This is a genomic window from Maribacter luteus, from assembly GCF_009674825.1.
Taxonomy (GTDB): Bacteria; Bacteroidota; Bacteroidia; order Flavobacteriales; family Flavobacteriaceae; genus Maribacter_A; species Maribacter_A luteus.
In genome coordinates, this window is sequence record NZ_WKJH01000002.1 from 49264 (window position 1) to 61139 (window position 11876).

Below are 11876 nucleotides of genomic sequence, written 5' to 3' on the forward strand. Positions count from 1 at the left end.
CTTTAGTACTGCTAATGAAAAAGAAACACTATGCTACTTAATGTTTCCTACAATCGTATTGATATTACCGAAAAGATAGATAGGGAAGTTGGAAAACCGTTTACCCTTAAGGAACGTTGGGCCATGGGCGGTATAGGGTCTCCAAAATTGTTCATTACCGAGACCAGTCTCGAAATCAGGAATTTGTTGATTCTCGACAACAATTTAGATTGTTGTAACATCGAATTGCGCCCAAAGGGAATTATAGTAGGGTTCCGTTCCTTATTGGAATCCTATGCATTGGTTATCCCTTTTTATAAATTAAGCATTTACAAGGGTAATTTGGCTGTATATTCAATTTACCGGGACCATCACTATATTAAAGTACGATCCGACACCAAAGCGATCCAAAAGTTCTTTAAGAAAATATTGGATTACAGAACCGACAACAAACCCACTTCAATCGAGGACTTATGAAAATATTGCTCACAGGTGCCAATGGCTATATTGGAATGCGATTATTACCAAACCTACTTGAGTTAGGACACGAGGTCATCTGTGCGGTCAGGGACAAAAATCGTTTTTCAATTGATGAACAGACCAAAGGGCGGGTTCAGATTATCGAATTGGATTTCTTAAAAGAATTTTCTGCCGGAAGTATTCCAAAGAACATTGATATTGCCTACTACCTTATACATTCCATGAGTTCCTCTACATCCGACTTTGATGAAAAAGAGGCCCAATCGGCCATTGCATTTAATAGATATATGGCCGAAACCAATGTAAAACAGGTGGTTTATTTGAGCGGAATAGTAAATGATGAAAAACTATCGAAACATTTGAGTTCACGAAAAAACGTCGAGGAAATCCTGTACCAAGGAGATTTTAACTTAACCGTTTTACGAGCCGGTATCATTGTTGGCTCAGGAAGTTCCTCTTTTGAGATCATTCGTGACCTCTGCGAAAAATTACCATTTATGATCACCCCAAAATGGGTGTTGACCAAAACCCAGCCTATTGCCATTAGGGATGTAATCAGATTTTTAACGGGGGTAATCGGCAATGAAAAAACCTATAATGACTCTTTTGATATTGGAGGGCCCGATGTACTGACCTATAAAGAGATGCTGCATCAATACGCCAAATCACGGGGATTTAAGAATTGGATCGTAACCGTACCGATCATGACCCCCAAGTTATCTTCCTATTGGCTATATTTCGTTACTTCAACATCTTATAAATTAGCTGTTAATCTTGTTGATAGTATGAAGATGGAAGTCGTAGCAAAGGACCACAGGTTACAAGATATTCTGGGAATCGAAACCCATAGTTACAAGGAAGCCATTGCAATGGCCTTTAAAAAAATAGAACAGAACCTTGTTGTTAGTAGTTGGAAGGATAGTATGGTCAGTGGTCGTTTTGATAGGAATCTGGAAAAATACATACAGGTTCCAAAATTCGGTGTTCTAAAAGACGTACAGAAACGAAAAGTCATTAACGAACAGGCCGTATTGGATAACATCTGGAAAATAGGTGGTGATAATGGATGGTACTACGGCAATTGGCTCTGGAAAATCAGAGGGTTCCTAGATAAGGTGAATGGTGGTGTTGGACTTAGAAGGGGACGAACCCACCCCGACAAGATCTTCCCTGGCGACGCTTTGGATTTCTGGAGGGTCCTCCTTGCCGATAAAGAAGCCAAAAGACTTTTGCTTTTTGCCGAAATGAAACTACCGGGAGAGGCATGGCTCGAATTTAGAATAGACGAAAACAATATACTGCACCAAACCGCTACGTTCAGACCTCGAGGATTGAAAGGCCGACTATACTGGTACAGCATTGTTCCCTTTCATTATTTTATCTTTGGCGGAATGATTAGAAATATAACCAAAACAGAATAATAATATCATGTACCCAAAAAACTTATAATCAGGATACTATAACCTTAAATTTCAAACTCCTATCAAATACCTTAGGCTTTTGGCAAGAACACCTCCGCCATCATACACCTTGCACTACCACCTCCACAGGTTTCGATGGTATCCAACGGACTATGGATGATTTCGCAACGCTTTTCTATTTGTGCTAATTGACCTGAATCAAGACTGTTGTATGCCGCAGAACTCATCACCAAAAAACGTTTATCATCGCTACCAAGGACTTCTAACATATTACCAGCGAATTGATGCATTTGAGCTTCGGATATCCTAATAAGCTCTTTGCCATCCTTTTTCAAATGCTCGATGACATTTTTACGCTCTTTCTTATCATCGATGGAATCTAAACAGATTATGGCAAAATCTTCGCCCAAAGCCATCATCACATTGGTATGGTAAATCGGTAGTCGCTGACCTTCAACGGTTTGATTAGCCGTAAATATTACAGGAAAACAGTCAAAATCCTCACAAAATTCAATGATCAATTCCTCATGTGCCCTATCGGATAGGGCACAATACACCTTTTGGTTCACCCTATCCATTAAGATACTACCGGTACCCTCCAAAAAAACGTCTTGTTCTTCTGCAGAAGTATAATCCACTATATCTTTTATTTTGAATCCATTTTCCTCAAGAACATCCAAAATATCTTCCCTACGTTCATTTCGCCTGTTCTCCGCGAACATGGGATATATAACAACATTGCCGCTTTCGTGAAAAGATATCCAGTTATTCGGAAAAATAGAATCCGGAGTATCATATTCATTAGTATCATCTATAACTATGACATGTACCCCTTTGCCCCTCAATGTATTTACGAAAGTATCGAATTCATCCTGGGCATTTTTATTTATGGTCTGATTTTTCAACTCCATTTCCTCCATGAAATAATTATTCACGGCCGTTTGCTCGTTCATCCTGAAATTGATCGGGCGAATCATCAATATGGTATTGGTAATCTGTTTCATTTCAAATGGAATTTGGGCAAAAATAGCTTTTTGCTAGGCTATTGACTATTTAAAAACACAAAAATGAGCTAGTATGTTAAGAATACAACTATTCACGTATCAAAGGCATGGTACTACATCGAAGTAATCCCCCTTGCTTTGAGATTTCAGCATACGGTATTTCCTCGACCGTAAACCCTTGTTCTCTTAACCAGATGTTCAATCGTGTGAAGTTTTTTTCAGAAACGACAACATCGGGCGCAATTGAAAATACATTACAGCACATTTGATACATTTCATCTGCATTGATTTCAAAAATGTTTTCCTTTCCAAAATAAGCCACCAACCATTCGTACTCTTCCTTAACCAAAAATCCGTTCTTGTGAATGATTGCTTTATTTTTCCCAACGGGTTGAAAGCAACAATCCAAGTGCAGTGCATTTTCCCTTGGATTCGTGATCGACTTTCTCAACTCAAAAGATTTGACCTTCTTATTCGGAAACATCTTCCTTACATATTCCACACCTTCCTTGTTTGTACGTGCAGTTATATAATCAGGATAATCACTTCCGGTATAAGTTCCGATAAAGATATAATCGTTCCAAGGCATTACATCGCCCCCTTCTATATGGACTTCTTGTGGTGGATAGAGTATTTTTTTCTCATCGATCTTATCGATTACATGTTTAATGGCTTCAAATTCTTCTTCGCGATCCGGAAGAATATTGGCCTTTACCAAGGTATCATCAATAACAAAAGCTATATCACGGGAAAAAATCTGGTTACAATCCTCAAGTACTTTCGGGCGTAATACTTTGACTCCATATTTTTTAAACACTTCCGCAAATGCTTGCATTTCCCTAACCATATCCTTTTCTAACGGATATGTTCCTGCCATAATATGTTCTAAGGATTTTGGATCATATGCTTCTTCCGGTAATGGCACAGGCCCACACTTTTTAGCGGTACCTAACACAACGACCTTCAACTTTGAGGTTTCATTATTTACATGTAAATCTAGCATCATCAAATTTTGGCCAAATATAGCCATTCGGTTTCTTTGCCCATAAAAAAACACCCTATTCTAATTAAGAAAAGGGTGCTTATATTTGTACTAAGTAGATACCTACCTCTCTTCCAATGGTTTAAAAGGCCTGTAGGTTTCTCCAATATAAACTTGTCTTGGTCTACCGATAGGTTCATGATTCAATCTCATTTCCCTCCACTGTGCAATCCATCCTGGAAGTCGACCCATGGCGAACATAACGGTGAACATTTCCCTTGGAATACCCAAGGCCCTATATATGATTCCTGAGTAGAAATCAACATTAGGATATAAATTACGCTCAACAAAATAAGGGTCTTCCAAAGCTACTTTCTCCAATCTCTTGGCAATATCCAAAATAGGATCCACGATACCTAAATCTTCAAGGACCTCATCGGCCGCCTTTTTTATTATTCTTGCCCTTGGGTCAAAATTCTTATAAACACGGTGACCAAAGCCCATTAACCTAAACTCATCGTTTTTATCCTTTGCCTTAGCCATATATTTATGGGTATCGCCACCATCTTTCTGTATACCCTCTAACATTTCTATCACAGCTTGGTTCGCACCTCCGTGCAATGGTCCCCAAAGGGCAGAAATACCGGCAGACAACGAAACGAACAATCCTGCATGGGAAGAACCGGTGATTCTAACCGCAGAAGTTGAACAATTCTGCTCATGATCCGCATGAAGAATCAACAATTTATCTAGGGCATCGATTATTATTTTGTTGCACTTATATTCTTTACTCGGCTTTTTGAACATCATTTTATGAAGATTTTCAACATAGCCCAAATTGTCATCGCCATAGTCAAGCGGCAAGCCTTTCTTTTTACGCATGGTCCATGCGACCAAAACAGGGAACTTACCTAAAATCTTAACAATGGAATGGTACATATCCTTCTCTGATGAGATGTTCACCGATGTAGGATTAAAAGCGATCAAAGCACTTGTCAAGGATGACAAAACCCCCATTGGATGCGCCGATTTTGGAAAACCATCCAAAATCTTTTTCATTTCCTCATCTACTTGGGATTCGGCTTTTATATCCTCGTGAAAAGTATTTAATTGTTCTTTGTTCGGTAATTCACCAAATATCAACAAATAGGCAACCTCAAGAAAATCGGCCTTTTCTGCCAATTCTTCAATCGCGTACCCCCTGTATCTAAGCATTCCTTTTTCACCATCCAAAAAAGTTATTGCACTCTCACAAGAACCTGTATTCTTAAATCCTGGATCGATGGTTATCATCCCTGTGGACGACCTTAATGATTTGATATCGATGGCCAATTCGTTCTCAGAATCTTTAATAACTGGAAATTCATATCTCTTACCATCGTATTCAAGAATTGCTTTGTCTGACATTTTTATATTTTAATGAATTTAATTAAGCGGTAAATTTAAACAAAACGCTTCATTTTAACAATTCCGCAATTGTTAATAATCTACTTAAGGATTACTATTGGGTTTTTAAGTAAAAATGTATCAAAAATGGACTAAGAACCACATAAATATAACGACTTATAATAGGCATCGACCGACTTTTTCCAGGTGAACCTCATTTTTTTGGCGTCATTTTGAATTTTTTTCCATAGCGCTTTATCATTGTTGTAAATATCCAATATCAAATCGAAAGAAGCTACCATATTCCTGATTTTTTCATCATAGGTGTTTCCATCGAAACTAAACCCTGTCTTCATATGTTCCACGGTATCCTTCAATCCACCTGTATGATGTACCAAACAAGGATGCCCATTCCTCATGGCCAGCATTTGGCTTATTCCACAAGGCTCGAACAAACTAGGCATAAAATATAGGTCAGATTCCATATAAATAGAATCAATCACATCCTCCGATTGTCCATTAATGAAAATCAAGTTCTCGTATTCATAACTGATAGATCGCAGTAATTCCTCATATTCCGGAGCCCCTGTACCCAAAATCATAAGAATACCATTTTGCTCTTCCAACTTTTTCAGTATTTCGAAAAGAGCTTCAGGAGATCGTTTAAAGAAATAAAATTTCTGCTCAGTTAACCTCGCGACACTTGAGACGATAAAACTGGGTGGTTTGCTTAAGAACTTAACCACTTTCTCGCCAGTATGGGCCAAAAAATCGGCTTTATACTTCTTTGACTCTTCTTGCAACCATTGAAAAATGGCCTTTATTATATTTTTGTAAATCTGATTTTCTTTTGCTACCCGGATATTGGAATAATTACTTCCATTTAGAATACCGAACAACCTACCTTCATTATCCGCCTTTTGCAAATCCAATTCAAGACCTTCACCTCCTATAAATTCGGGTGGAGCACTTGGCAACAACACATCTTCTTTGTAAGACGGTGAAACGGTATGCACGGCATCTGCAAAACGAATGCCCACTGCCATAAGATTAATACAATCCTGATACCTATAATCCTTTAATTGTTCAGTATCATAATCAATATCGCGAAACCAATTTCGTAACGATGCATAATTATTCTCAAAAGGGCGAATTCCTTGTATGGCCAAATTATGTATACTATATACAAATCTGATTTTCTTTAGATCGGTATATGCAGGATGGAATGTCTTAAGGAATAAAACCAGACTTGAGTGCCAATCGTGCATATGTACGATATCCAAATCACCAAATGCCCCTTGTTTTATTGCCTCGGCAACTGCCGTACAGAAAATTACATATTTTACAAAATCAGAATAAAAAGGCTCTACAGGATTATTATGATAGATCTGGGCAATATCCCCAGCCTCTATTTCGGGGTGATGAATTACATAATGGGTAATATTCGGATATTCTTTCTTGGGAACAACCTCATATAACTCTGCTATATAGATCGTACCCCTCAACTCAAAATGAAGATTGGTTTTGAAGGTACCACCTTTATGCAGCCTGCTATACGCTGGCACAACAACATGTGCCTTATCTCCCCTTTCTGAAATTTGTCTAGGTACATCACGAACAACATCGCCCATACCACCAGCCTTACACTTATATAGCCCATCGTTTTCCGCGGCTACAAAAAGAAAATTAGTCATGCAATAGAGAAATCATTAATTAGTAGTCAATATTCTATTAAGTTAGGTAAACTTACGCATAAGGCCAAAAAAAAAGCCTTTCATTCGAAAGGCTTTTTTGAATCTTTTCAGATTACTGATTTACTTTAAAAGCTTTCTCTTGCGGAAAATAGGCCGTAGTCCCTAATTCTTCCTCAATACGAAGCAATTGGTTGTATTTTGCCATCCTATCTGAACGGGAAGCAGAACCGGTTTTAATTTGACCGGTATTCAATGCTACTGCCAAATCAGCAATGGTATTGTCTTCTGTTTCACCTGAACGGTGAGACATTACAGAAGTGTAACCAGCATCTTTAGCCATGTTCACTGCAGCAATGGTCTCAGTTAAAGAACCGATTTGGTTTACTTTGATCAAGATAGAGTTAGCAATACCATTCTCAATACCTTTTGACAAACGTTCTACGTTAGTTACATAAAGGTCGTCACCAACCAATTGCACTTTATCGCCGATCATATCTGTCAATACTTTCCAACCGTCCCAGTCGTTTTCATCCATACCGTCCTCGATTGAAATAATTGGATACTTTTCACAAAGTTCAGCCAAATATTTAGCCTGCTCTTCCGAAGTACGAACAGCACCTTTATCACCTTCGAATTTTGTATAATCGTATTTACCGTTTTCGTAGAATTCGGCAGAAGCACAGTCCAATGCTATCTTAACATCACTACCAAATTTATATCCGGCATTTTCAACAGCTTTACCGATAGTTTCAATAGCATCCTCAGTACCATCCAAAGTAGGTGCAAAACCACCTTCATCACCAACAGCAGTACTTAGGTTTCTATCATGCAATACTTTTTTCAGATTGTGGAATATTTCAGTACCCATTTGCATGGCATGTGAAAAAGTCTTTGCCTTCACAGGCATGATCATAAATTCCTGGAAAGCGATCGGGGCATCTGAATGCGACCCACCGTTAATGATGTTCATCATAGGAACCGGAAGGGTATTGGCACTGACACCACCTACATATCTATATAAGGAAATTCCCAATTCATTGGCAGCAGCTTTAGCAGCAGCCAAGGAAACTCCCAAAATTGCATTAGCACCAAGTTTTGATTTGTTTGGCGTACCATCCAAATCTATCATGGTTTGATCTATAAGGTTCTGCTCAAAAACGGACATTCCCAAGATTTCCTCTGCGATTACCGTATTTACATTTTCAACAGCTTTGCTGACTCCTTTACCCATAAAAGCACTACCACCATCGCGAAGTTCAACCGCCTCATGCTCTCCTGTAGAAGCTCCGGAAGGAACCGCTGCACGACCCATAACACCATTTTCTGTAATTACATCAACTTCTACTGTTGGATTGCCCCGAGAATCTAATATCTGTCTTGCGTGGACACTAAGAATAATACTCATATTAATTTGTTTTTAGTATTGATTTTTGAAAGCACAAAGATACAAAACAACGAGGTTTTAGGGTGTCTTTATAGCCTATATTTACATGAAAATAACAATACTTTAAACTTCTGTTTTTTCTATAGTTGAATTCTGGATCAATTCAATGAATTGATCGAACAGATATTCCGCATCATGCGGCCCTGGACTTGCTTCAGGATGATATTGCACAGAAAAAACATCTTTATTTTTCATGCGCAAACCGGCTACCGTATGATCATTGAGATGTACATGGGTAATTTCCAGTTCCGGATGGTTTTCGGTCTCTTCCCGATCAATGGCGAAACCATGATTCTGGCTTGTAATTTCCCCTTTCCCGTTTAACAGGTTCATCACCGGATGGTTTATTCCTCGATGCCCATTGTGCATTTTATAGGTAGAAACCCCATTGGCCAACGCAATTACCTGGTGCCCTAAACATATACCAAAAAGTGGCATATTACTTTCTATGATATCCTTAGCCGTTTTGATGGCACTTTTTAATGGCTCTGGATCCCCAGGACCATTTGAGATAAAATAACCGTCAGGGTTCCACTCGCTCATTTCCTTAAAACTTGTGTCGTACGGAAATACTTTAATATAACAGTCCCTCTTTGCTAGGTTTCGAAGAATATTCTTTTTAATACCTATGTCCAAGGCAGAAACTTTGTAAGTTGCATTTTCATCACCAACAAAGTAAGCTTCTTTGGTCGAAACCTTTGAAGCAAGTTCCAAGCCTTTCATACTAGGCATTTCCAGAAGCACTTCCTTAAGTCTTTCTACTTGATCAACTTCTGTTGATATTACCGCGTTCATAGCACCATTATCACGGATGTAACTCACCAAAGCCCTAGTATCTACATCAGAAATGGCAAGGGTATTGTTGTTTTCCAAAAATTGCAATAGCCCCATATCCGCGTCTGGACGGGAATAATCATAGCTGAAATTTTTACAGATCAATCCGGCGATCTTTACCGAATCAGATTCAACCTCTTCGGCATTAGTACCATAATTACCGATATGGGCATTGGTAGTTACCATAAGTTGTCCAAAGTAGGATGGATCGGTAAAAATCTCTTGATACCCGGTCATTCCGGTGTTAAAACATACTTCGCCGAAGGATGTCCCTTCTTTTCCACCAACGGATTTTCCATGAAAGATAGTTCCATCAGCCAATAACAACAATGCTCTTTTCTTGGTTTGATACTTCATACTATTATCTCGATAATTTAATTTCACAAATAAACATAAAAAAAGGATAAACTGTAAAGTTTATCCTTTTGTAAATATTATTAGTTAATAACATTCTATTCTTCTGAATCGTCAGATTTGTTATCAGCAACAGGAACCGGCGGCACTTCAGCCTTGGTACCTCCACCTCTTCTACTTCTTCTTGTAGTTTTCTTCTTAGGCTTATCCGCATTGTAAATTTCATTGAAATCCACCAATTCGATCATTGCCATATCAGCGTTATCACCTAAACGATTTCCTAATTTGATGATCCTAGTATAACCACCTGGTCTATCACCAACTTTTTCAGATACTTCACTGAACAATTCAGCAACGGCCAATTTGTTTCTTAAGTATTTAAAAACGATACGTCTATTATGTGTGCCCTTATCTGCAGTTTGGTTGTTTTCAGCTTTTGATTTGGTAATCAAAGGCTCAACGAACTGTTTTAAAGCCTTAGCTTTGGCTACAGTAGTATTAATTCTCTTATGCTCGATCAAGGAACAGGCCATATTAGCCAACATCGCTTTTCTATGCGCTGCCTTTCTTCCTAAATGATTAACTTTCTTTCCGTGTCTCATTACTTCTTTTTTATCATCTTGCTACCAAATCCCGACAATCAACATCAAGAGAGCAAAATATGATTATTTAATCTTTGTCTAATTTATATTTTGATAGATCCATACCGAAGCTAAGACCCTTATTGATAACCAACTCCTCTAATTCAGTCAAGGATTTCTTTCCGAAATTCCTGAACTTCATCAAATCGTTTTTATTGAAGGAAACTAAATCACCCAAAGTATCGACTTCCGCCGCTTTTAAACAATTCAAGGCACGGACTGAAAGATCCATATCCACTAGTTTGGTTTTCAACAACTGACGCATATGTAAGGATTCCTCATCATAAGTTTCAGTTTGGGCAATTTCATCAGCCTCTAATGTAATACGCTCATCTGAGAATAACATGAAATGATGAATCAAAACCTTAGCACCTTCAGTCAATGCATCTTTTGGGTGGATCGAACCATCGGTAACGATTTCAAAAACCAATTTCTCATAATCGGTTTTTTGTTCTACCCTAAAGTTCTCAATACTGTATTTTACATTTTTTATTGGTGTAAAAATCGAATCAACAGCAATAGTCCCTAAAGCGGCATTTGATTTTTTATTTTCCTCTGCAGGAACATATCCCCTTCCTTTATCAATAACTATTTCCATATTGATAGCGACTTTGGAATCCATGTTACAGATAACCAAATCAGGGTTAAGAACTTGATAACCGGATATGAATTTTTGAAAATCACCTGCGGTCATTTGATCTTTACCACTTACGGATATAGAAACCACCTCTGCTTCAGAATCCTCGATCTGTTTTTTGAAACGAACTTGCTTTAAGTTCAGGATAATCTCGGTAACATCTTCTACAACACCAGGTATAACCGAGAACTCATGTTCAACTTTGTCAATTCTAACCGAAGTAATCGCGTGGCCTTCCAAAGATGAAAGCAATACTCTTCTTAATGCATTCCCAATGGTTAATCCGTAGCCAGGTTCCAATGGTCGAAATTCAAATTTCCCTTCGAAATCTGAAGAATCGATCATTATTACTTTATCGGGTTTCTGAAAATTAAATAATGCCATAATTGGATCAGTGTTGTTTTATTTTGAGTATAACTCGACTATTAATTGTTCCTTGATATTCTCAGGAATCTGAATTCTTTCCGGAATCGAAACAAAAGTTCCTTCTTTCTTTTCAGAATTCCAGGTAATCCATTCATACACATGATTGCTCGCTGCCAAAGAATCTTGGATAGTTTGCAAAGACTTTGATTTTTCCCTTACACCAACAACATCACCTGCCTTTAAAGAATAAGAAGGTATATCTACCAACTCACCGTTAACAGTAATATGCCTATGTGAAACCAATTGCCTTGCTCCTCTTCTAGAAGTGGATATACCCATTCTGTAAACAACATTGTCAAGTCTAGATTCGCATAATTGCAAAAGAACCTCACCCGTTACTCCTTTACTTCTATTCGCACTGGAGAACAAATTTCTAAATTGACGTTCTAAAATACCATAGGTATATTTTGCTTTTTGTTTCTCCATCAACTGAACTGCGTATTCAGATTTTTTTCCTCTACGCCTATTTTGTCCGTGTTGTCCTGGAGGATAATTTTTCTTTTCAAAAGACTTGTCGTCTCCAAAAATCGCTTCACCGAATTTACGGGCGATTTTACTTTTTGGTCCTGTGTATCTTGCCATCTTCTTTAAATT

At 38.1% G+C, this 11876-nt stretch carries 11 protein-coding genes; 2 read left to right on the top strand and 9 right to left on the bottom strand.

Features of this window, described 5'->3' with window-relative positions; genetic code table 11:
• Positions 1-30: 30 nt before the first annotated feature.
• Positions 31-456: a hypothetical protein gene (locus tag GJ691_RS03405; RefSeq protein WP_154363797.1), complete on the top strand. Its 426-nt coding sequence runs from the start codon at positions 31-33 to the stop codon at positions 454-456.
• Positions 453-1880 carry an SDR family oxidoreductase gene (locus GJ691_RS03410; RefSeq protein WP_154363799.1) on the top strand — a complete coding sequence of 476 codons (1428 nt, stop codon included), beginning with the start codon at positions 453-455 and terminating at the stop codon, positions 1878-1880. The genes GJ691_RS03405 and GJ691_RS03410 overlap by 4 nt, the downstream gene beginning before the upstream one ends.
• A 71-nt stretch (positions 1881-1951) precedes the next feature.
• Here the strand turns inward: GJ691_RS03410 and ctlX are convergent, their stop codons facing one another.
• From ctlX to rpsD, 9 genes are all read right to left on the bottom strand, one after another.
• The gene (gene ctlX / locus GJ691_RS03415; RefSeq protein WP_154363800.1) at positions 1952-2884 is read right to left on the bottom strand and encodes a citrulline utilization hydrolase CtlX; all 933 of its coding nucleotides are present in this window, start codon (positions 2882-2884) and stop codon (positions 1952-1954) included.
• Between the two features lie 88 nt (positions 2885-2972).
• Positions 2973-3887 carry a dimethylarginine dimethylaminohydrolase family protein gene (locus tag GJ691_RS03420; RefSeq protein ID WP_154364718.1) on the bottom strand — a complete coding sequence of 305 codons (915 nt, stop codon included), beginning with the start codon at positions 3885-3887 and terminating at the stop codon, positions 2973-2975.
• Between the two features lie 102 nt (positions 3888-3989).
• The gene (locus GJ691_RS03425) at positions 3990-5273 is read right to left on the bottom strand and encodes a citrate synthase (RefSeq protein WP_154363802.1); all 1284 of its coding nucleotides are present in this window, start codon (positions 5271-5273) and stop codon (positions 3990-3992) included.
• A 131-nt stretch (positions 5274-5404) separates the two neighbouring features.
• Positions 5405-6946 (bottom strand): glycogen synthase, encoded by a 1542-nt coding sequence (locus tag GJ691_RS03430; protein WP_154363804.1) that lies wholly within the window; start codon positions 6944-6946, stop codon positions 5405-5407.
• Positions 6947-7058: 112 nt separating this feature from the next.
• Positions 7059-8351, bottom strand: a complete 1293-nt coding sequence (eno, locus tag GJ691_RS03435) for a phosphopyruvate hydratase (RefSeq protein ID WP_154363806.1) — start codon at positions 8349-8351, stop codon at positions 7059-7061.
• Between the two features lie 102 nt (positions 8352-8453).
• Entirely contained in the window at positions 8454-9581 is a 1128-nt protein-coding gene (gene carA, locus GJ691_RS03440) for a glutamine-hydrolyzing carbamoyl-phosphate synthase small subunit (RefSeq protein WP_154363808.1), read from the bottom strand.
• Between the two features lie 95 nt (positions 9582-9676).
• On the bottom strand, positions 9677-10180 hold the full coding sequence (gene rplQ, locus GJ691_RS03445; protein WP_154363809.1) for a 50S ribosomal protein L17: 504 nt from the start codon (positions 10178-10180) through the stop codon (positions 9677-9679).
• A gap of 67 nt (positions 10181-10247) precedes the next feature.
• On the bottom strand, positions 10248-11240 hold the full coding sequence (locus GJ691_RS03450) for a DNA-directed RNA polymerase subunit alpha (protein WP_154363811.1): 993 nt from the start codon (positions 11238-11240) through the stop codon (positions 10248-10250).
• 18 nt (positions 11241-11258) lie between these two features.
• On the bottom strand, positions 11259-11864 hold the full coding sequence (gene rpsD, locus GJ691_RS03455) for a 30S ribosomal protein S4 (RefSeq protein ID WP_154363814.1): 606 nt from the start codon (positions 11862-11864) through the stop codon (positions 11259-11261).
• Positions 11865-11876: the final 12 nt, after the last annotated feature.

Excerpts from the sequence above, each read along its gene's own strand:
- GJ691_RS03405 (WP_154363797.1), top strand. The coding sequence starts at position 31 with ATGCTACTTAATGTTTCCTACAATCGTATTGATATTACCGAAAAGATA.
- GJ691_RS03410 (WP_154363799.1), top strand. The coding sequence starts at position 453 with ATGAAAATATTGCTCACAGGTGCCAATGGCTATATTGGAATGCGATTA.
- ctlX (WP_154363800.1), bottom strand. The coding sequence starts at position 2,884 with ATGAAACAGATTACCAATACCATATTGATGATTCGCCCGATCAATTTC.
- GJ691_RS03420 (WP_154364718.1), bottom strand. The coding sequence starts at position 3,887 with ATGCTAGATTTACATGTAAATAATGAAACCTCAAAGTTGAAGGTCGTT.
- GJ691_RS03425 (WP_154363802.1), bottom strand. The coding sequence starts at position 5,273 with ATGTCAGACAAAGCAATTCTTGAATACGATGGTAAGAGATATGAATTT.
- GJ691_RS03430 (WP_154363804.1), bottom strand. The coding sequence starts at position 6,946 with ATGACTAATTTTCTTTTTGTAGCCGCGGAAAACGATGGGCTATATAAG.
- eno (WP_154363806.1), bottom strand. The coding sequence starts at position 8,351 with ATGAGTATTATTCTTAGTGTCCACGCAAGACAGATATTAGATTCTCGG.
- carA (WP_154363808.1), bottom strand. The coding sequence starts at position 9,581 with ATGAAGTATCAAACCAAGAAAAGAGCATTGTTGTTATTGGCTGATGGA.
- rplQ (WP_154363809.1), bottom strand. The coding sequence starts at position 10,180 with ATGAGACACGGAAAGAAAGTTAATCATTTAGGAAGAAAGGCAGCGCAT.
- GJ691_RS03450 (WP_154363811.1), bottom strand. The coding sequence starts at position 11,240 with ATGGCATTATTTAATTTTCAGAAACCCGATAAAGTAATAATGATCGAT.
- rpsD (WP_154363814.1), bottom strand. The coding sequence starts at position 11,864 with ATGGCAAGATACACAGGACCAAAAAGTAAAATCGCCCGTAAATTCGGT.